Source organism: Fictibacillus sp. S7, from assembly GCF_004127935.1.
GTDB lineage: Bacteria > Bacillota > Bacilli > Bacillales > Fictibacillaceae > Fictibacillus_C > Fictibacillus_C enclensis.
In genome coordinates, this window is record NZ_QJKL01000001.1 from 2,472,420 (window position 1) to 2,493,865 (window position 21,446).

Here is a 21,446-nt window from a genome sequence, read left to right on the forward strand (position 1 = left end):
GGTCTAAAAATGTAAACATTAGTACAACGAAACTATAGGAACTTCCCGCTGAAAAGTCAACACAGTGTGTTTTTACACTAATAAAATACACCCGGTATTCCTTTGTAAGCTGAGAAGCGACCGGGTGAACAGTTATCCTATTTCTTTCTGAAGCTGGCTGTGATAAAGCTCCGAGTAGTAGCCGTTTTCCTTTAATAGCTGCTGATGAGAGCCCCTTTCCAAAATCCCTCCGTCATTTAGAACAAGGATTTGATCAGCTTTTTGTATCGTGTTGAGTCGGTGCGCGATGATAAAGCTGGTCTTGCCCTTCATCAGGCGCTGTAATGCCTCCTGGATCTTCATTTCTGTGATGGTGTCAATACTGCTGGTCGCTTCGTCCAGCACAAGGATAACAGGATTGGCAAGAATAGCCCTCGCGATACTGAGGAGCTGCTTTTGCCCTTGGCTGATTCCGCTGCCGTCCTGTTCGATAACTGTATCATAACCATTGGGAAGTTTCGTGATAAACGAGTGGGCATTTGCTTCTTTTGCCGCCTTCACAACCTCTTCATCACGCGCTTCCAGCCGTCCGTAGCGTATGTTTTCCATAATCGTACCTTCAAATAAAAACGGATCCTGTAAAACAAACCCCATTTGGGCACGGAGTGCTTCCCGTTTAATGCTTTTAATATCCCGCCCATCCAGCAGGATGGTTCCACTATCCGTATCATAAAAGCGGGACAGCAGATTAATAATGGTTGTTTTCCCCGCTCCCGTAGGACCGACCAGGGCGACTGATTCGCCAGGTGCTGCATGAAACGAGATTTGGCTGACCGTATTTCCTCCTTCTTCATAAGAAAAGGAAACATCCACAAATTCAATTTCTCCCCTTACTTCTCCAAGTTCTTTATGGCCTTCCTCATCCTTTTCTTCTTCCTCTTCTTCAAGAATTTCAAATACACGCTCTGCACCAGCGACTGCGGATAAAAGGGTATTAAATTGGTTGGATAAATCGTTCAGCGGCCGTGTAAACTGGCGGGAATACTCGGCAAAAATCACAATGGTACCGATTGTAACCAGCCCTTTGAGCGCCAAAAACCCGCCTGCTCCGGCAATTAATGCAAAGCTGATATTATTGAGCACGTTCATCAGTTTGGGAATAAAGCCTGAATAGGTTTGGGCCCAGAAACCCGATTCTTTCAGTTTATCATTCTTTTTCAGCAGTTCTGCAATCACCCGGTCTTCCTGAGAAAAAGCTTTAACGATGCGCTGCCCTGAAATGGTTTCTTCAATAAAGCCATTCAGTTCTCCCAAATTTCTTTGCTGCAGTTTGAACAGCTTTCCCGTTCGTTTCGTGATCCAGCGCATACCGAGAAACATGACCGGAACAATGACGAGGGTTACGGCAGTCAGAAGCGGACTCAGCCATAGCATAAACCCGATTGTTCCAAACAGCGTCAGCACACTTGAGATAATTTGAATCACCGATGAATTCAGCGTCGAGCTTACATTTTCTATATCATTGATGACCCGGCTCATGATTTCCCCATATTGGCGTTTATCAAAAAAAGGAATCGGAAGTTTGTGCAGGTGGCGAAACAACTGCGTCCTCATGGAGAACACTGTATTTTGTGCAATTCCGATCATCCAATAATTCTGAAACCAGAGTGCAACAGAGTTTAGAACATAAACACCAAGCAATCCGGCCAGCAGACGCAAAAGCCCGCTGTTATCCCGGGTGATGATGTAGTTGTCAATCGCTTTACCGATCATGAAAGGCCCCAGCAGCCCGAATACAGAACTGAGAACAACCATCAGCAAAACGAGCCATAATCGCCCCTTCTCTCTGGCAAGGTAAATCCAAATCTGCCGCAGTGTCCCTTGCCAGTCCTTCGCTTTTTCTACTTTCTTTTTGGCCGGGGGTTCCTTTTCCAATACTTCCTGGACGACTTCCCTTTTATGGCGGAACGGCTCAATCAAATCCTTGAGCATGCTTCAACGTCTCCTCTCCAAACTGCGATTCAAAGATTTGCTGATAGAGTCTTGAACGCAGCAGCAGGTCTTCATGTTTGCCTTCCATTAAAAGCCTTCCGTTGTCTATTAACAGAATTTTATCAGCCTCCATGGCTGTAGCAATCTTTTGGGTAATAATTAAAAGGGTTGAAGGATAGTGATGGAGCGCCTCCAGCAGCTTCCTCTCTGTCTTTAAGTCCAGTGCACTTGTGCTGTCATCCAGCAAAAGGATTTTTGGATGTCTTACCAATGCCCTGGCGATCGACAAACGCTGCTTTTGTCCGCCAGAAAGATTTACTCCCTTTTGCCCCAGCCTGGTGCGGTACTGCTCTGGCAGTTTGGCAATGGTATCGGCAATCTGCGCATGCTCTGCCGCCGTCTTGATTTCGTCGTGCGTTGCATTTTCTTTGCCCCAGGCGATATTTTCCGCTACAGTTCCGGTGAATAACAGCGACTCTTGTGGAACAAGACCAATCGCATTTCTCAAGGATTCCAGCTTCATACGGCTGATATCCGCGCCATCCAGCAAAATCTTTCCTTCCTCCACATCATACAGCCGCGGAATGAGCTGAAACAGCGAAGATTTCCCTGATCCCGTCGCTCCCATCACCGCCACCGTCTGTCCGGCTTCTGCAGTAAAGGAAATATGTTCAAGCACCTTTTTTTGAGTTCCGGGATAACGGAAAGCCACGTCCTGAAATTCAATTTTTCCTTTTATAGCGGGAGCAATGATTTCTGATTCTGAGCGATTCACAAGATCAATCTCTGTATCCAGTACATCCGTGATCCGGTTGGCCGAAGCCTTCGCCCGGGAGAACGCCATGATAATCCAGGAAAAGATGGAGAAAGTGGAGGTAATTCTTGTACTGTAATTAATGATGGCCACTAAATCCCCTACCTGGGCACTCCCAGTGCTGATCTGTACGCTTCCAAACCACAGAACGCACATAATGGCAATGTTCATGACCAGCAGCAAGATCGGATTGGTGGCTTCCATCAGCCGCAAGGCATAAACCGTCTGATCCTTTAGTTTGGTGTTAGCGGCTGTAAAACGTTTTACCTCATGCCTGCTTCTTAAAAAAGCTTTGATTATCCGGATGCCCGCGAGATTTTCCCGCATCACGCCATTCACTTTATCCAGATAGCCCTGGACAAACTTGAACAGGGTTCCTCCCTTTTTTAAAACCCACAGCAAGAAAACAAACAGAACGGGAACGGCCACCGCCAGAAATAGCGCCAGCTCGGGATTAACAACAAAGGACATCACCAATCCGCCCACTACCAAGAGGGGCGCCCGGAGCATCACCCTGAGGCTCATAAAGACGGTATTCTGCAGCTGCGTGACGTCATTGGTCATTCTCGTAATAAGAGAGGAAGTGGGAAAAGAGCTGAAGTTGGCGAAAGAGAAGGCTTGAATCTTTGTAAACAGGATTTTACGGATATCATATCCGTAATTCTGGCTGACATGGGAGGCGTAAAAGGAGTTGATGATGCCAGCAATAAAGGCACAAAGCGAAATGCCGACCATTACACTTCCCCATAGCATGACAATATCAAGATCCCTTTTTATTATTCCATTATCAATCACCTTCGCTATCAAAAGCGGCTGCAGAAGCTCAACCGCCAGTTCAACCAGCATCAATAGCAATGCTACCGCAATTTGAATTCGGTAAGGTTTTAAAATTCGAATCACTTTCAAGAGTGCATCACCCTCCAAATCTTCTATAAAAAAGCACAATATGTAAGTTTCACTAGCTTAATCATACCTCGCTGCTGGAATTTTTTAAATTATTTGAACCTTTTTCCAAAAAAAAAAAGAGCGGAAAGAAAAACAGTTTAAAACTGCCTTCTTTCCGCTCTTTATTTTTTTCGCCTGTTAATTTGGTGAAAAGTAAAAAACAAGGAGACCGGTATCTGAATCAAAGTCCCAATCGCAAAAGACATCTGTCAGTTTTTTTCCCAGAATCGTATCGATCCCATCGTTGATAAAAGACTTTTTCTCCAAAATTCGTTTGGTAACCCTTAAAGGCTTTGCATATCCTTTTTGAATCATTTCTTTTTCTATGCTGACCAGGATGCCTTTTCTGATACTAACCAATACTCTGTCATTAATCATCCAGCTTACCGTTCGTTCCGGCCATTTTTGAACAAGCTGGCTGATTTCGTTGATTTTCTTTTCGACTTCATTCTTTTTTTTATAGTTTTGATCATCTTGTGAGAGATAGTTGTCCTTCGCCACCCCGGCTATCATCATGGACTGATTGGCTGTATTCCAGTCGTAATAAAATTTTTCATATTCCGTTTCCGTTAAAGCCAGGATATAGGCTTGTATTTCCGGAACCAGGCTAGACAGCATGGTCTCTCGTGTTTCTTCGACCGTTGATTCTTTTCCCTGTTTCAGAAGGGCGTTTTCCATTGGCGAAATAAAATTTCGGATGTGAATCAATATGAAAGGGTGCTTAATGGTAACGTAGGCGGACTCTGGCCCTTTCCCAAAATTATCCCGTAACAGTTTACCAATGTAACTCGAAATTTGCACTTCTATAGACATATGGCCTAACACCTACATTCTTTTTAAGATAAAAGCATCCTTTCTTTTATCCTTGCTTTCCTAATTATGTGAACTATTATTTCTAATTCCCCAGTAAGAAATACATAAACGTCGTCCGGCAACTACTCTTATTTTGCCGATAGAGCAATCAAAATATAACTTTTGTCCTGTAAAAAGTTCCATTCAACAAAAATATCGGAGATTCTTTTTGTAAGGATCTCTTCCAATCTGCTGATCTCAGCTTCTAAAAGATTCTTTTCCAGCTTCTTTTTTGTCATGAACAGTTCTTTAACAAACCCATCTTGTATCAGTTCATTTTCTATTCGTGTGAGAACCCCTTCACGTCTAACCAGGAGCAGCCGGTTCGATAAAAATACGGAAGATATATGAAGCGGCCTTTTTTGAGCGGTTTCACTGATTTCATCTACTACATTATTTATCGACTGTAATACTTCGTCTGAGTTCCAAAGCGGCTCGTTTCCTGGGATCTCAGCAAGAAGCAACCCGCTTTTCTTCTGCAGGTTCCAGTCACAGTAAAAGTCTCCCACAAGCTGCTGCCCAGTCATCAAATAAAACTGTTCTCTGATTTCAGGCAGGAGCTCATCCATGATGATGTCACGCGCATGATATACAAACGATTCCTTTCCCTTGTTCAACAGCATCTGTTCTAATGGAGAAAGGAAGTTTTTGATTACAACAGCAACAAATGAAGGGGTGATTGTAACATAAATCGATTCAGGGCCTTTTCCAAAACGATCCCGGAGCATTTTTCCTATCATACTCCCAAGCTTGATTTGAAGATCGTTGATTTGAGTTTTTTCCATTCTAACCGCCCTTCATTCACAAAATTAAAAAAGCCAAATAGAAACAGAGGATATCTGTTTCTATTTGGCTCAAGTCCAGCTCATCTATGTCTAGTTCATTACCGCCAACTATTTAATTTAAAGACTAAGAAAACCTTCATTTTATGCAAATCTCCAGATAACAGCGTTCTTTCTCTTATCCATGCTTTATTTTAATATAGAATAGAATTTTTTCAACCTTTTTCTCTTTTGCGGGAATGCTATACTGATAAAGACAGCAAAAGTTTGAAGAAATAAGGCTGGAGGAAAGGAGCACCCCACAATGAATGGCCAAAGCCGCCAAAACATCACTCCGGGTCTGGATGTGAATATCGTTTTAAAGAAGGACCAAAGAAGCGGGAAGCTCACAAGAGGTAAGGTAAAAGACATTCTGACAAAGTCCGCCCATCATCCACACGGAATAAAGGTTCGGCTGGAAGATGGACAAGTCGGAAGAGTAAAAGAAATCGTGCAAAATCAGGAGGAACAAAAATGACCCATCAAACTGAAAATAACAGCCTGCCGCCAAAAACATGCAGCATTGAGCGACTGGTCACCCTTCCACAGGACGTGGAGAAAGTGCTTGCGGGCCAAAAAACAGCGACCCGCCGAAACGGACGCTATGCCGATGTGGGAGAAATTATGGAACTTAACGGCGCAAAATTTATTGTTGAAAAGGTCTATTCCCAGTCGTTGGGTGAATTAACAGATGAACATGCCCGACAAGAAGGATTTGATGATGTAGAAGGCTATAAGAATTCCATTCTATCCATTCATCCCGGTATGCCCTGGCTTCCTCATATGAAGGTATGGGTTCATGAATTCAGGGCCGTCGAAGAGGAATAACAGCAATAAATGAATCTGGTGTATCCCTTTTTGTTATATCTTCATATATTTAGTGTCATTCTGTCGGTCGGCCCTTTTTTCATTCTTCTGCCTTTACTGAAGAAATTAAAGGTCGCAGGTCCTGGTCATGAGGAGGCATATCTGGATACGTTTAGAGCTGCCGTTCGGCTGGCAAAGCATGCGGGCCACGTACTCGTGGTTACCGGTGTGCTCCTTGTGTGGATCACGAAACGTTCATGGACCACCTCCTGGCTGCTCACCACTATTGTCATACTAATTTGTTCTCTGTATTTTTTGGCAAGAGCCTTTTCCCCGACGATCCGAAGATTTAAAGACCCTGAAGAACAACGGGCCGAACTTACATCGAAGCTGAAAAGAACCATTTGGATTTACCTGGCGCTGATGCTCTTCATGCTTTGGTTCATGGTAGCCAAGCCCCAGCTTTGGACATAAAAAGGACAAAACAGCTCATGTTTTGTTCTTTTTTTGAATCTATTAAACCGTCACTCCTGCAAAAAATTCTTCGTACATTGCCTGAACCGCTTTTCTTTCATCCCCGGCTTTTACACCAAACATCATGCTGACCTCAGATGAACCCTGATTGATCATCTCTATGTTGACACCGGCTCTCGCCAGTGCGGTTGAAGCCCTTGCTGCCGTTCCGACCGTTTCTCTCATTCCTTCTCCAACCATCATGATCAGTGCAAGGTCTCTTTGCACTTTCACGTCATCAGCATGGAGTTCTTCTTTTATACGCTGAACAATTTGCTCTTCGACGGATTCGCTCAGTTGTTGCTGCCTTAAAATAATGGAGATGTCATCAATCCCTGATGGCATATGTTCAAAAGACAAATGAAAGTCTTCCAATATATTGAGAAGCCGGCGGCCAAATCCAATTTCCCTGTTTAATAAATACTTGCTGACATAGATGCTTGAAAAGCCATCATCACTGGCGATCCCGATCACAGGCCCATTTGTAAGCTTACGCTCCTTCACAATCATTGTGCCGGGCTTATCAGGCTGGTTTGTATTTTTCACATTAACAGGAATCCCCGCCCTGAAAGCTGGCATAAGCGCTTCATCATGGAAGACCGAGAACCCTGCATACGAAAGCTCCCGCATTTCCCTGTACGTAATTTCAATGATTTCCTTTGGCTGGCGAATGATGTTTGGATTGACGGAATAGACGGCATCCACATCCGTAAAGTTCTCATAAACATCGGCTCTCATCCCGCTGGCGAGGATCGATCCTGTTATGTCCGAACCGCTGCGGGAGAAAGTCACAATTTCCCCTTCCTCATTAAATCCGAAAAATCCTGGAAAGATCACGATACCGGCATGTTCTCTCAGCCGGTAAAGAGACTCATAGGTTTCGGGCAACGGCTGTGCATTTCCCGGCTCGTCTGTGACGAGCAAGCCTGCATCTTTCGGATTCACATACGAGGCCTCTACTCCTTTGAACTGAAAATAGGCAGCGATAAGCTTGGCATTATTATCTTCTCCACTTGCCTTCACAGCATCCATATACTTCTGCGGGTTGCTGCGATCACTGTTTAACAGCTGCAGAAGGCTGGCACGAATGCCTTCCACGACCTCTCCTGGCAGCTGAAGTTCTTTGGCAATGCTTTCATAACGGCCAACTATGGCTTCAAACGCCTCATTGTCTTCTTTTCCCTGTAAATAGGAAGCGGCACATTCTATTAAAAGATCCGTCACTTTGGTGTCCTCTGCATCCCGCTTTCCTGGTGCTGATACCACCACAGCTTTTCGCTCCGGATCGGAAACCACGATTTTAAAAACCTTTGCTAGCTGTTCCGCACATGACAAAGATGAACCGCCGAACTTTACTACTTTCATTGTTAACATCCCCTACTGTTGGAATTTATCCGCTAAAATTTAGTTCTTATTATTGCGCGTTTTGAAACAAGATGCAAGAAGTTTTTCCATACAGAAAGAACAAATGTCCACATCAGAGGAACTTTATGTTTCGGTATTACTAAGTCACCCCGGGAAATACTCCATGGGTTTCGATTATTTCCGAGGGAATAATCTAGATTTCAGGGAAATATTGAAGGGTTCTGTCAGTTTTTCCCGACAGAACCCTTTTTCCAGTAAAACGCGTTATTGAAAAGTTCCCTTTATAACAGGGGCTCCCTCTTTAACCATAATCCTTCCTTTAGCAATAACCGTATCAATTTCCAAGGTATCTTTCTTCAACAGGACAAGATCAGCATCTTTCTTTTCATGAATATATCCTTTGTTGTTCAGCTTCAGCACTTGGGCAGGGTTACAGGTAATAACTTTTAAAGCGTCTTCGAGAGTAACTCCCTCCTTTAACACAGCATCTCTGACTTCCTCAAACAGCGAGGATACTTTCCCAACCTGCAGGCCTTTAAACTCCCCATCATCATTAAATATGGGCAGACTGGCCTGCCCATCCGATGAGAAGGTAATATTGCCAATCGGAACTCCTTGATCCAGCATGGTCTTCAACCCTTTACTGCACTTTACTTCCCCTTCTTCAAGAAACTTCGGAATGGTACTCGTAGTGAAATCGACAAATCCTCCGTTTTTGGCGTATCGTACACCGTCGTGGAAAAGATCTTCTGTACGGTTAATATGAGTAAGATGAAAGTGCATAATGGGAATATTCGTACGTTCAATCAGTTCCTCAATCGGTTTCAGTCTTGACTCTCCACTTCCGATATGAACCTCCAGAATACCCGCCTTTCCAGTCAACAATCCACCATTACGGGCAGCCGTTGCGATTTTGACCAATTCCTCATAGGTCGGCACGGATGAACGATGGTCTGAAATGGCAATTTCACCAACACCGATAATTTTTTCAATAAAGATGATATCCTCCTCTATTTTTCCGGTGATGGTCCGTACGGGAAGCTGGTACGAACCTGAATGTATAAATGTTGTAATCCCTTCTTCCTCCAGCGCGTGCGCTTTAGCCAGAAGATTCTCCAATGTTCTTGTCGTTCCGTCTGTGCCAAGAAGCCCAATCATCGTCGTAATTCCTGAAGTAGTAGCATCCGTAAGCATCAGCTCAGGTGTACGGGTCCTGAATCCGCCTTCCCCACCTCCTCCAGTAATATGAACATGCGAATCAATGAAGCCAGGAACGATCAATTTATCCGTTGCATCGATTTCCAGAATGGGTACAAATCCCTCCGGCTCATCAATCTGTTTTCGTATATATCCAATCTTGCTGCCCGTGAGAAGAATATCCTTATGCCCGAGGTGGTTGGGGCTGTAAACTTCACCATTTTTTATTAAAGTAAGCACTTCAACGTTCCCTCCAATTTTTATCAGTTGCTGCCGTCGTCTAAAGATATGTGTTCAAACAGCTTGTCATTCATCTCTCCTCACAACGATATCATCTTGCCGGCGTCTCCTTTTAGCCACCCTTTTTCGATCCTAATACTTACTGTTCCCCCTTTTGGCCGTTTTTTTAGCCTTTTCCTTTGTTTTTTATGACTAAATATCCAATCTCACACAAAAAAGCTGTCAGGAAATTCCCGACAGCTAAACTCATAGAAACGGGCATCTTTATAAGAGAAGCCTGACATATCTGTCCAGCCTTGCGTGTTAATATGCGATCCAAGGTAACTGTTCATATAAACCACGCTTCCGATGGAATCCGGATTTCCCATATCACACGGTCTTTTTCCTTTTCATTTAGGATAACTGGTTTTCCAGAAACTCCAGCGTTTTTTCAATAATCATTCCTTGATCATGATCAAGGGTTGCAACGTGATAGCTGTCGGGCATATATTGCAACGTCTTTTCTTCCGAAGAAATTTGTTCCAAAATCAGCTGGGAATTCAGTGGAGGAACCACATGGTCGGTTTCCGAAACAAAAATGAATGCAGGACAGGTTACACGATCCAGCCTGTTTCTGACCTCATCCATGAGCTTCAGTATTTCCTTAACCGACTGCAGGGGTGTTCGTTCATATGAAAGTTCTTTTACATGTTTTTTAATATCCGAGCCGATGGCATCGAGAAACCGTGGTTCCTGTGCGGTATTCATCTCTTCCATACTGGGGATATCCACTGCCGCATTGATGGGAATAATTCCTTTTATGTCGGGATATCTTTCAGCCAGATAAAGGGTCAGCGTTCCTCCCATCGAAAGGCCGGTCACAAAAATGGTGTCACAGCGTTCCTTTAACCAGGCATAGCCTTCCTCAACTGAAGCAATCCAGTCCTGGTATGTCGTCTGCTCCATGTCCTCGTAGTGGGTCCCATGCCCCTTCAGTCTTGGACCGCAGACCGTATACCCTTTTTCTGCGTATGCCTCGCCCAATGGACGCATGCTCTGAGTGGACCCGGTGAACCCATGAATCACCAGGATTCCCACCTGGCTCCCCTCAAAATAAAATGGCTCCCCTTCTTTCAGCACTGGATACTGCACTGCACGTTCTTCCATAGAATCACCTTCCATTTAAAGGATTCGTTCTCCTACCATTTCGTTTATTCTGCGCCTGTTTCCTGCATAAACCTATTTTCGCGCTTCTCTTAAAGGCGGACGGTGATTCATAAAGTTGTCAAAGGCAAACCCTCGCACCTGCTCCTCACTGTAATGCTTCAACAGTTCGTTAATCAGATTTTGACTTTTAGCAGCGTTCTCCAAATCGGTAATAAACGTCGATATTCCGTCAAAGTCCGAACCAAGCCCAATTTGTTTAACGCCTCCGAGTGAACAGAAACGGTCAATATGCCTGATCAAATCCGGTATAGTGGCTGTATACTGATCTGTGTTAATGAACGGCGGATTATACACCATGTGGATCGTACCGCCCCTTTCAAACATCGATGTTGCCTGATCATCCGTCAAATTACGGGGATGATTACAAATCTCTTTGGAATTGGAATGGCTCGCAAAAGGATAGTCTGCGGTCTCCATAACATCCCAAAAAGCCATCTCACTTAAGTGGGAAACATCGGTTAACATTTGATGCTGATTGAGGAACCGGACGACCTCCTTCCCAAACAGTGTTAAGCCGCCTCCGCGGGGCTCACCAGCCCCGTCAGCCGCCAGGTTCGCTGTATTCCAGGTTAATCCCACAGACATTACGCCCAACTGATGAAGAATATGCAGTTTGGACAGGTCATTACCAATGGCATCCACTCCTTCAAGCGTAAGCATTGCCCCGATTTCCCCATCCTTGAGAAGATCAAAGTCTTCCCAGCTGCGAATATGTTTCATCTCCGGATTTTTCCTTAATACCTCACTGTAAAACAAATCGACCTGCCCCAGTGCCGCCTGATATTTTTGATCAGAAGGAATTTCGGGCTCAATAAAAATGGCAAAGCATTGGATTTTCACCTTTCCCTGCTTCAGCCTCTCCTTGTTTGTTTCCAGTTGAGGTGCTGAGGAGAAGCTTAACGTGCCTTTTGATTCGTATAACTTTAACAATGCGTCACAATGAAAATCAATAATATTCATAACCAGACTCCTTTTACTATGTATTAATGTATCTTTCTTTAAACTCTCTTTACTCCCTTCCTTCAGTATTAAAAGACCTTAAAATAAAATAAGGACTTTTCAAAACAAAGGAAATTTGATTCGATATGTCGAAATTGTTTGATAACTTTCTAGTTCTTTCGTTCTATTAAACTATAATTGAGAGGATCGTGCGTATGAAATCTTCCAAGGCGCAGGCTGTCCGCTGGCTGTCCCGCCTCATGCAGCGGGAGCAAATAGACACGTTGGAGAAGCCGGCGGAAGGGAATGTTTTTTTGTTTACTATTGAAGGTTTTTGTGAACAGAACCCGACCTTTTTTATTTGCCGCAAAGAGGAAGGCCTTAGAATCGGTTATCATTCCGTGTCTGAAAACCCCTCCGGTTCACCACCGGTTCCTGTTGAACGCCACCTGATTGAGTGGCATGTCCTGGAGTTGTCAACTGCAACAGAACGCCAGGAAAGAATTTTAAACACACTGGTGGCAACCATCCGTGCGCGAAAAAAGCAGTATCGGACATGCCAATACTGCAACGTTAAGTATCCCCCTGAACGGGGTTCCGGCAAGAAGACCTGTTACAATTGTGCAGCCCCGCGCTCTCCTGCTGCGTTCTGATCACTTTTTTCAGATTCGGCCCCAAGCTGTTTGGCCAAATAAACGATCGACTCATTAATTCTCCAAACATAGTGGATGTTATGAAGTAGACGAAGATGATTGATCATATCCTGTTCGCTGGATTTGGACTCTTCGGGAATTCGTTCGAGCTGCTCACGCTCTTTTTCCAAATCGACAATACGGACCTGGCCTTCCCCTTTGACAGCTGAGCTGAGCGCTTCGATATTGCCAGACAGCGAGCGTTGAACATGATCCAGCAGCTCTTCAAAATGGCTGTTCGTATTCAGCAGGCTCTTTCTTGTTGAAGAAGCCACAAGCTGCTTGGCATAGAAGTTGGCTGCAGTTAATACAGTTAACTGCTGTTGAAGACCGGTACGTCCGAACCATCCCCTGTACAACGGACTTGCATCTGTAATCAGTGTTTGAAGCTTCTGATCAAGCTCCAGGGCGTGATCTGCCAGGTTATAGTCAGTTTGCTCTTTGTTAAAACGATCGATATAGCGGTTCACGTACTCTTTTAAGGCATCCAGGTAATCAGTGGTTGAGGTAGTAACTTTATCTCTCGTTTTCTGTGGAAAAATAAGAGCTGATACAATAAAACCCAGTCCCACTCCTGCAATGGTATCAATCACACGTGCAGCCATCACCTGTTCGGTAATGCCTCCAAGTAGGATATCGTACATCAAAGCCAAAAGCATTGTAATCCAGAACATCATCAATGTGTACGAAATCGGAAGCAAATAAAAGGCCATGAAAACACAAAAGAAAAGTACGATAACTTCTTGTATGCCTGTTAATAAAAGGGCAATCAGAAAGCCTGCAATCGCCCCCAAAAAGGTACCCACACTCCGCTGCAGGGCCTTAACAAGCGTACCTCCCACCGTTTCAGTCCCAAGAAGGACAACAAAGCACGAAAGCAGTATCCAATATTGATGTGCAGGTGAATAAAGGTGCCCTGCCAAAATGGCTAACCCTCCAGCGATGATGGCCTGGATCGCTTTTTTTGTTGTGGGCCGAATTCCTGTCTCCTCTTCTTTCTTCTTTTCCTCTTCATCATCATTCTCTTTGCCCGTATCCGGATTGTTTTGTTTATTCTCCTGCTGCAGGGACTGCTGAAGCTCGAATGCACCATCAATGATATGGTTGGCAATCGACTCCAGCCTCCGGATCAGATAAAGCCATTCCCGGTTCGTTTCATCCGGTTTCAGTGTTCTGAGCAGACTGCGCAATGACTGCACACTCGCCGCTGCATTTTCCAGGTGGTGCATCTGATTGGTGTTGAGAACTTCTGCCTCACGGATGGATTGAATGACCTGCAAGAGCGCGGCACGAATAGCTGTGTTTTGCAGGGCATGGTGTTCTTTTAACCGGCGGATGGTCGGAGACAGAGTTTCCATCAGCATGGCGGTATCAAAGATATACAAACGCATTTGAGTTGTACTCAGTCCCGGCCAGATGCATCCAGGATCGGTAGAACCCAGCTCATTCGACACCACCCGTGCGTAATCTCCAAGCTTTTGTACATTGCGGTCCAAATTGGCGAGCCTCTTCTTTTCAAGATTGATATCCCTGACAATATCACTGACAAGATACAGTGTTAAATTGGCCTGAATATGAAAAGAGTCCATCGACCGTTTCAGCACTTCATCCGGATTGTCCTTAATCAGGATGAAATTATATAAATAGGCAAAGGTGATTCCGGTCAGGATCGATAGCAGAAGCCATGGAACCTGGGGAAAGCCGACCTTTAACAGGGTAACAAAGTAAAAGGACATGAAAGCGATCATGCAAATGGAAAAGTACCGGCTGCCAAACCGCTGCAGATACAGTGCAAGGAAGACAACTAGCAGAAGAAAAAAGTCAGCTGCAAAGCCCCATTTTGCCAGTAAGGAGCCAAAACCTACAGAGAACGCACTGGAAATTCCAATGAGCAGTGTCGTTGCCTTCTTCTCTTTTTCGGTATCATCATTCACCACCAGAATCCCCATCATTCCGATTAATCCCGCAAAAATCGCAGCGGTAACCTGGCCGCCAGCGTTTAAAACGATCAACAGCATAACCCCTACTGAGCTGATTACACTCAGTGTTACTTTACTCGCTGTACGAAGCCGTTTTCTGCCCGGGTCCGATGCCGCCAGCCGGTATAACCAATATTTCATTTCGTCCTCCTCTCTGCCAAAAGAGCTTTTTTGTGAATTATAACGTTACAACTGCGTGCCGCACAAGAAAGGGGGGGTAATGTTTGCCCGCTCCGGTTGCTGGTAAGCACGATAAGACCGGTTCACAAGGAACCGGTCTGTTCAATAAGTGGCCTAATGACCGCCCAGATATGCCATTTTCACTTGCTCGCTTGAGGTCAGTTCTGCCGCATCACCAGAAAGGACAATCCTTCCTGTTTCCACGACGTATGCCCGGTTGGCGATGGAAAGCGCCAAATTCGCATTTTGCTCCACTAAGAGAATTGTGGTTCCCGCTTTGTTGATTTCTTCAATGATGCGGAAGATGGTTTTGACCAGGAGCGGTGCAAGCCCCATCGATGGCTCATCCAGCAGCAGCAATCGCGGCTTCGCCATTAAGGCACGGCCCATGGCGAGCATTTGCTGTTCTCCCCCTGACAACGTTCCTGCCTGTTGTTTCAGCCGCTCGAGAAGACGCGGAAACAGCTCGTATACCCGTTCAAGATCCTGCTTGATTCCTTCTTTATCCTTGCGAAGGAAAGCTCCGAGCTGCAGGTTCTCTTCCACTGTCATGTTGGCAAATACTCTTCTTCCCTCGGGTACGTGGGAAATCCCCTGCTTTACGATGGTTTGTGCGGCCTTACCGTTGATGGTTTTGCCTTCGTATATGACATTGCCCTGCTTGGGCTTTAACAGGCCGGAAACGGTTTTTAGCAACGTGCTCTTTCCCGCTCCGTTTGCCCCGATCAAGGTCACGATCTCCCCTTCTAGAATTTCGAGGGAAATCCCGTCGAGCGCCTGAATGTTACCGTAGTATACATTAATGTTTTCCACTTTCAGCATTACGAAACCTCCTCGCCCAAATATGCCTCGATGACTTTCGGATTGTTCTTGATTTCAGCCGGCGTGCCTTCTGCAATCAGCTGTCCGTGATCAAGAACGAAGATGCGTTCACACACCCCCATGACAAGCGGCATGTCATGTTCAATCAAAAGAACGGTAAGATCAAACCGCTCCCGGATAAAGGCAATCAGGTTCATGAGCTCTCTGGTTTCATGCGGATTCATTCCGGCGGCAGGTTCATCAAGCAGCAGGAGCTTTGGATTCGCGGCTAGCGCCCGCGCGATTTCAAGCCGCCTTTGCTGTCCATACGGCAGGTTTTTGGCTTTCTCGTTCTTGAACCGGTCGAGGCTGAAAATCTTTAAAAACTCCGTTGCCCTCTCTTCCATTTCATGCTCACCCGCAAAATGGGGCGGCAGACGAAGGATGGAACTGAACAGTGTATGCTTTGCCTGAGAATGATAAGCCACTTTAACATTATCGATCACGGAAAGCTCACCGAATAAACGGATGTTTTGAAACGTACGGCTGATGCCGTTCCTCGTAATCTTATACGGAGGCAGGTTATTCAGCTTTTTACCGTTCAGAACAATCTGTCCTTCCGTCGGCACATATACCCCTGTCAGCATGTTAAAGAAGGTGGTTTTCCCCGCACCGTTCGGCCCGATTAAGCCCGCCATCTCGCCGGGATACAGTTCAATGTTCACATCGGAGACTGCCCGGAGGCCCCCGAAGCGGATTCCGACTTTCTCCACTTTAAGCAACGGTTTGTCCTTTTCCATCCTTCTTCCCTCCTTTTAATTTCTGGCCTCTGCTGAAAACAGAGGTGATCTCTTTCGTTCCCATCAAGCCTTGAGGACGGTACAGCATGACAACAATAAGAACAAGGCTGTAGATGATCATCCTCGTTTCAGGATAATCCTGAAGGAATGTGGAGATGACAGTTAACAGAATGGCGGAAATGACCGATCCTGACAGAGAGCCCAGCCCGCCAAGCACAACAAATATCAAAATATCAAATGACTTCAAGAAGCCGAAGTTGGACGGCTGAATAATATAGAAATTGTGCGCATACAATCCTCCGGCCACACCGGCGAAAAAAGCACCAATCACAAAAGCAGTTACTTTATAGTAGGTTGTGTTGATCCCCATCGCGTCAGCTGCGGTTTCATCCTCCCTGATGGAGATGCACGCCCTCCCATGAGTGGAGTTGGTGAAATTGACGATGACCAGGATGGCAACAAGCATGCAGCCGAACACCCACGGCCATGTGGTCAAATGATTAACCTGCATCCCACTTGCGCCGCCGACATAATCCAAGTTTAAAAACAAGATACGAACGATTTCCCCAAATCCAAGGGTCGCAATGGCCAGGTAATCTCCTTTCAGCCTCAAGGACGGAAACCCGATAATAAAACCTGCGAGTGCAGCCACAAGGCCGCCAATGATCAGTGCTGTAACGAAGGGCAGCTCCAGCTTCATCGTAATGATTCCGGAGGCATACGCCCCTACGGCAAGGAAGCCGGCATGCCCGATCGAAAACTGCCCGGTAATACCAATAATCAAATGCAGTGAAACAGCAAGAATAATATTAATCGCAATAAAGACCAGTGTATTCACATAAAAGAGGTTCAACATTCCCCCGGTTATCAAAAACTGTACAACCGCAAAGAGTACGAGGGAGACAACAATCGATGCCCAAAAGAATTTCGCCTGTTTAAAAATCGCCATTCCTGTTCCCTCCTATACCTTTTCTCTTTTGTACTTTCCAAACAGTCCTGAAGGAAGAAAAATAAGAATTAAAATAAGAACAATAAAGGCTGCACCGTCGCGCCATAAGGAATACCCAAAAGCACTGACCAGTGACTCAATAACACCGAGCAGCAATCCCCCTACCATCGCCCCAGGAATGATTCCAATGCCGCCAAGCACCGCCGCAACGAAGGCTTTTAGACCAGGAATAACACCCATTAGAGGCTCAATCTTAATATAGTAAACTCCGAAAGCAACGCCTGCAGCACCGGCAAGCGCCGATCCGATAGCAAAGGTGGCGGAAATGGTGCGGTCCACGTTGATGCCCATCAGCCGTGCAGCCTCTGCATCAAAAGATACCGCACGCATCGCTTTCCCGATTTTTGTTTTATGTACAATAAATTGAAGAATAATCATCAGGGCTACGGATACACCAAGAATTAAAAGCGACTGGCTGTTAATCTTAGCTCCAAAAATATGAATCGCATGCTCTGGCAGCACATCTCCCGGATACGCTTCCGGCTGCGCACCGCGCACATAGATAAATCCGTATTCAATCAAGAGCGAAACCCCGATGGCTGTGATCAGCGCTGCAATCCTTGTCGCATTTCGCAGCGGTTTATAGGCGATGCGCTCGATCAGCACGCCAAATACGGCGCATACGGCCATGGAAAGAATCAATGAAACTATGAATGGCAGATGAAGCACTGTAATCGAATAAAAGCCAACAAATGAACCAACCATAAACACATCGCCATGCGCAAAATTGATAAGCTTGACGATTCCATAAACCATTGTATAACCCAAGGCAATCAGGGCGTAAATACTGCCAAGTGAGATTCCGTTCACCAGCTGTTGAATCAATTCCATCTCAGTCTCTCCTTGAGAAATCATATTTTTTCACACTGCACACTTGCATCACTTTATTGTATAAAAGCTTAAAACGGAGAATAGGGGGACGGAGCCCCCTATTCCAACTTGCTCTTATGGATTAATCTTTGTATTAAACTCCTGCTTGCCGTCTTTGTATTCAAGAATGGACGCCGATTTGATCGGATCGTGGTTTTTATCCAGCGTCAGTTTTCCGGAAACAAGAGAAAGATCTTTTGTTTTGGCAAGTGCTTTTGCGATTTTTTCAGGGCTTGCATCACCTGAACGCTTAATGGCGTCTGCAAGGTAGTATGCCGTATCATAGCCCAGCGCACTAAAGGCATCCGGTGATTTTCCTTTGTATTTTTTCTTAAAGGCACTGACGAAATCCTGGATCTTCTTATCCGGATCTCCTGAAGAATAGTGGTTGGTGATATACGTATTGTTCAGCGCTTTTGGACCGGCAATTTCTACAAGTTTCGGAGAATCCCAGCCATCTCCGCCCATGAACGGCGCCTCAATGCCGATTTCACGCGCTTGCTTGATGATCAAGCCTACTTCTTCATAATAGCCAGGCAGGAAGATGAAATCTGGCTTGGCTGCTTTCAGACGGGTAAGCGTCGCACGGAAATCAGTATCTTTTGCCACATAGGCTTCCTCGGCCACAATGGATCCGCCATTTTTCTTATAGGCAGATTTGAACGCGGACGCAAGCCCCTTGGAATAGTCGCTCGCACTGTCGATAAAGACAGCCGCTTTTTTCGTTTTCAGCTTGTCTGTCGCAAAGTTTGCCGCCACTGTTCCCTGGAACGGATCAATAAAGCATGTCCGGAAGACATAATCATTAACCTTGCCGCCTTTATTTGTAATTTCCGGGTTCGTTCCTGTTGGTGTGATTAAAGGTACTTTGTTGCTCTGGGCAATTTGCACCTGTGCAAGTGTATTGGTGCTCGTCGCAGCCCCGATAACAGCCGCCACCTTATCCTGGCTGACGAGTTTAAGCGATCCGCTTGTCGCTTCTGCCGCCTCTGATTTATTATCTACTTTGACCAGTTTAATTTTCTTTCCGTCAATTCCCTTTTTGTTCAGCTCGTCCAATCCAAGCTGAAGCCCTTCGGCAATCGACTGTCCATAGGACGCTACGCCACCTGATAGTTCAAGGTTGGCTCCTACTTTGATGGTCTCCTTGCCCCCAGAACCTCCTGTCGATGCCGCACCGCAGCCCGCCATCACTCCTGCGGATAATGATAGAGAAAGTAAGATCCCTGCCAATTTCCTCTTCTTCATGTTTCCATCCCCCTCTTTTTTATAAAGAACATCCCCTACAATATTTAAACATTGTAAAGAAAAACAATATTCTGAAAAATATTTTACCTCATTCAATATGTACAGTCTAGCGTATTTCTTCCACTTCATTTTTCCTGCCTTCACTTAAATTTTTTTATAAAAATAAAAAAAAAACATAGAATGGATGAGGAGTTAAGCTGTTTTTTTGTTTATAATAGCTAAGGTAACCAACGGGAATTTTGTTACCTTGCTGTGAGTGATATAATGTACGGATAGAAATGTTAATAGAAAGGCTGATACGGAATGGAAGAAAACTCCAATTTTATAAGAAGCATCATTAAAGAGGATCTGGAGTCCGGAAAACGAGATACCGTTGTCACCCGATTCCCTCCGGAACCGAACGGCTACCTGCATATCGGGCATGCCAAATCCATTGTGATCAATTTTGGAATCGCAGATGAGTTCAACGGACAAACCAATCTTCGTTTTGACGATACAAACCCTTTAAAGGAAGATCAGGAGTATGTGGACTCCATTAAAAATGACGTCGCATGGCTTGGCTACGAATGGGAGAACCTCCGCTATGCTTCCGATTATTTCGAGGAAATGTACAAACGCGCCGTCCTATTGATCAAAAAAGGAAAAGCGTATGTGGATGACCTTTCCATTGAGGAGATCCGTGAGTACCGCGGGACATTGACTGAACCTGGAAAAGACAGCCCGTACCGCAACCGTGCAGTCGAAGAAAACCTTGACCTGTTCGATCGCATGCGCAAGGGCGAATTCCAAAACGGTGAAAAGGTGCTCCGCGCCAAGATCGATATGTCTTCCGGCAACATCAACATGAGGGACCCTGTCATCTACCGTGTATCCCATGCCATTCATCATAATACAGGGGACACGTGGTGCATCTACCCGATGTATGCATTCGCACATCCGATTGAAGATGCGATTGAAGGGGTGACGCATTCTCTTTGTACGACCGAGTTTGAAGAACAGCGCCCGCTGTACAACTGGGTTGTTGAAGAGTGCGAAATGCCAAGCAAGCCTCAGCAAATCGAGTTCGGCCGCCTGAACATCGAAAACACGGTGATGAGCAAACGAAAGCTGAAACAACTGGTTGAGGAAGGCTATGTGGACGGCTGGGACGACCCCCGCATGCCGACCATTTCCGGACTGCGCCGCAAAGGCTATACTCCTGAAGCGATTCGTGAGTTCGTGCAGGCAACCGGTGTTTCGAAAGGCTCCGGTGCAGTAGATGAGGCCATGCTCGAACATTTTGTACGTGAAGATTTAAAGTTGAAGGCACCGCGTACGATGGGCGTGCTGGATCCGCTTAAAGTTGTCATCACCAACTATCCGGAAGGACAGGTTGAAATGCTTGATGCGGAGATTAATCCGGAAAACCCTGAGATGGGAACTCGCCAAATTCCGTTCTCCCGTGAGATTTACGTGGAACGCGAGGATTTTATGGAGAACCCGCCTAAGAAATATTTCCGCCTTTTCCCAGGCAATGAAGTGCGTTTGAAGCATGCTTACTTCATTAAATGCGAAGAAGTGATCAAGGACGAAAACGGTGAAGTCGTGGAGCTGCACTGCACGTACGATCCGGAAACAAAAAGCGGCACCGGATTTACCGGCCGTAAAGTTAAAGGAACGCTGCACTGGGTGGAAGCCACACAAGCTCTTCCTGCTGAGTTTCGTCTGTATGAGCCACTGATTCGTGATGAGGACCTTAAGGCCGCTGACGAAAGTGAAGACAAAACGTTCATCGATTTTGTCAACGAAGATTCGTTAACCATCCAACAAGGCTTTATCGAACCAAACATGAAAGACGCCAAACCGCAGGACAAATTCCAGTTCTTCCGCCACGGCTATTTCAATGTGGATCCGAAGCACACGACCCATGAAAAGCTTGTGTTCAACCGTATCGTTTCCCTGAAAAGTTCATTTAAGCTGTAAACTTGAAAACCGGCTCTTCCACGAGAGCCGGTTTTTTTTGATATGTTCTGTTGCCCGGCTCAATTTACATAATCTGGTTCCGGCGTGTATTTTGTCTGAAATGGTGGCGCGTATTTCTCAAAAAATGACGGGTAAATCCACCATTTCCGCAGGTATTGCAGTACCTGTGCACCCTCTATGCAGTCTGCCTTCCCTCCAACACTCCATTTGATGACAGCAAGACTGTTGGCGTATA

General features: G+C 45.5%; 19 protein-coding genes. 5 read left to right on the forward strand and 14 right to left on the reverse strand.

The features are described 5' to 3' along the window. Window positions 1-132: 132 nt before the first annotated feature. From DMO16_RS12735 to DMO16_RS12750, 4 genes are all read right to left on the reverse strand, one after another. Window positions 133-1,971: an ABC transporter ATP-binding protein gene (locus DMO16_RS12735; protein WP_129477815.1), complete on the reverse strand. Its 1,839-nt coding sequence runs from the start codon at window positions 1,969-1,971 to the stop codon at window positions 133-135. Beyond that, the gene (locus DMO16_RS12740; RefSeq protein WP_276203872.1) at window positions 1,952-3,691 is read right to left on the reverse strand and encodes an ABC transporter ATP-binding protein; all 1,740 of its coding nucleotides are present in this window, start codon (window positions 3,689-3,691) and stop codon (window positions 1,952-1,954) included. Before DMO16_RS12740 ends, DMO16_RS12735 begins: the two co-directional genes overlap by 20 nt. A gap of 177 nt (window positions 3,692-3,868) precedes the next feature. Beyond that, entirely contained in the window at window positions 3,869-4,543 is a 675-nt protein-coding gene (locus DMO16_RS12745; RefSeq protein WP_129477817.1) for a Na-translocating system protein MpsC family protein, read from the reverse strand. A 128-nt stretch (window positions 4,544-4,671) separates the two neighbouring features. Next, a complete protein-coding gene (locus DMO16_RS12750) occupies window positions 4,672-5,367 on the reverse strand; it encodes a Na-translocating system protein MpsC family protein (protein WP_129477819.1) in 696 nt (231 codons plus the stop codon). 301 nt (window positions 5,368-5,668) lie between these two features. Between DMO16_RS12750 and DMO16_RS12755 the strand changes: the two genes are divergently transcribed. From DMO16_RS12755 to DMO16_RS12765, 3 genes are read left to right on the forward strand one after another with little or no spacing between them, the layout of a single operon-like run. Continuing rightward, window positions 5,669-5,881 carry a YwbE family protein gene (locus DMO16_RS12755; RefSeq protein WP_129477821.1) on the forward strand — a complete coding sequence of 71 codons (213 nt, stop codon included), beginning with the start codon at window positions 5,669-5,671 and terminating at the stop codon, window positions 5,879-5,881. Further along, window positions 5,878-6,231: an ASCH domain-containing protein gene (locus DMO16_RS12760; RefSeq protein WP_061974476.1), complete on the forward strand. Its 354-nt coding sequence runs from the start codon at window positions 5,878-5,880 to the stop codon at window positions 6,229-6,231. Before DMO16_RS12755 ends, DMO16_RS12760 begins: the two co-directional genes overlap by 4 nt. Window positions 6,232-6,240: 9 nt before the next feature. Next, on the forward strand, window positions 6,241-6,684 hold the full coding sequence (locus DMO16_RS12765) for a hypothetical protein (RefSeq protein WP_129477823.1): 444 nt from the start codon (window positions 6,241-6,243) through the stop codon (window positions 6,682-6,684). Window positions 6,685-6,726: 42 nt separating this feature from the next. On the opposite strand, the gene DMO16_RS12770 is transcribed toward DMO16_RS12765, so the two are convergent. The 4 genes from DMO16_RS12770 to DMO16_RS12785 form a co-directional block, all read right to left on the reverse strand. Next, entirely contained in the window at window positions 6,727-8,088 is a 1,362-nt protein-coding gene (locus tag DMO16_RS12770; RefSeq protein ID WP_129477825.1) for an aspartate kinase, read from the reverse strand. A 264-nt stretch (window positions 8,089-8,352) separates the two neighbouring features. Further along, window positions 8,353-9,525 (reverse strand): beta-aspartyl-peptidase, encoded by a 1,173-nt coding sequence (iadA, locus tag DMO16_RS12775; protein WP_129477827.1) that lies wholly within the window; start codon window positions 9,523-9,525, stop codon window positions 8,353-8,355. 393 nt (window positions 9,526-9,918) lie between these two features. Then, on the reverse strand, window positions 9,919-10,686 hold the full coding sequence (locus DMO16_RS12780; protein ID WP_241840559.1) for an alpha/beta hydrolase: 768 nt from the start codon (window positions 10,684-10,686) through the stop codon (window positions 9,919-9,921). A gap of 57 nt (window positions 10,687-10,743) precedes the next feature. Next, the gene (locus DMO16_RS12785) at window positions 10,744-11,691 is read right to left on the reverse strand and encodes a dipeptidase (protein ID WP_129477832.1); all 948 of its coding nucleotides are present in this window, start codon (window positions 11,689-11,691) and stop codon (window positions 10,744-10,746) included. A 194-nt stretch (window positions 11,692-11,885) separates the two neighbouring features. Here DMO16_RS12785 and DMO16_RS12790 point away from each other — a divergent pair, with 194 nt between their 5' ends. After that, window positions 11,886-12,323, forward strand: coding sequence for a hypothetical protein (locus tag DMO16_RS12790; RefSeq protein WP_129477834.1), 438 nt, complete (start codon window positions 11,886-11,888; stop codon window positions 12,321-12,323). On the opposite strand, the gene DMO16_RS12795 is transcribed toward DMO16_RS12790, so the two are convergent. The 6 genes from DMO16_RS12795 to DMO16_RS12820 all read right to left on the reverse strand — a co-directional run bounded on the left by DMO16_RS12795 (window position 12,284) and on the right by DMO16_RS12820 (window position 19,249). After that, window positions 12,284-14,482: an FUSC family protein gene (locus DMO16_RS12795; RefSeq protein WP_129477836.1), complete on the reverse strand. Its 2,199-nt coding sequence runs from the start codon at window positions 14,480-14,482 to the stop codon at window positions 12,284-12,286. The two genes, DMO16_RS12790 and DMO16_RS12795, sit on opposite strands and share 40 nt — an antisense overlap. Window positions 14,483-14,635: 153 nt before the next feature. Then, window positions 14,636-15,343: an ABC transporter ATP-binding protein gene (locus DMO16_RS12800; RefSeq protein WP_061974490.1), complete on the reverse strand. Its 708-nt coding sequence runs from the start codon at window positions 15,341-15,343 to the stop codon at window positions 14,636-14,638. Beyond that, window positions 15,343-16,122 (reverse strand): ABC transporter ATP-binding protein, encoded by a 780-nt coding sequence (locus DMO16_RS12805; protein WP_129477838.1) that lies wholly within the window; start codon window positions 16,120-16,122, stop codon window positions 15,343-15,345. The genes DMO16_RS12800 and DMO16_RS12805 overlap by 1 nt, the downstream gene beginning before the upstream one ends. Then, window positions 16,097-17,071 carry a branched-chain amino acid ABC transporter permease gene (locus tag DMO16_RS12810; RefSeq protein ID WP_061974494.1) on the reverse strand — a complete coding sequence of 325 codons (975 nt, stop codon included), beginning with the start codon at window positions 17,069-17,071 and terminating at the stop codon, window positions 16,097-16,099. The genes DMO16_RS12805 and DMO16_RS12810 overlap by 26 nt, the downstream gene beginning before the upstream one ends. 12 nt (window positions 17,072-17,083) lie before the next feature. Continuing rightward, on the reverse strand, window positions 17,084-17,962 hold the full coding sequence (locus DMO16_RS12815; protein ID WP_061974496.1) for a branched-chain amino acid ABC transporter permease: 879 nt from the start codon (window positions 17,960-17,962) through the stop codon (window positions 17,084-17,086). A 114-nt stretch (window positions 17,963-18,076) separates the two neighbouring features. Further along, window positions 18,077-19,249, reverse strand: a complete 1,173-nt coding sequence (locus DMO16_RS12820) for an ABC transporter substrate-binding protein (RefSeq protein ID WP_061974498.1) — start codon at window positions 19,247-19,249, stop codon at window positions 18,077-18,079. Window positions 19,250-19,552: 303 nt separating this feature from the next. On the opposite strand from DMO16_RS12820, the gene DMO16_RS12825 reads away from it, so the two are divergent. After that, window positions 19,553-21,211 (forward strand): glutamine--tRNA ligase/YqeY domain fusion protein, encoded by a 1,659-nt coding sequence (locus tag DMO16_RS12825; protein WP_129477840.1) that lies wholly within the window; start codon window positions 19,553-19,555, stop codon window positions 21,209-21,211. The last annotated feature ends 235 nt before the right edge of the window (window positions 21,212-21,446 follow it).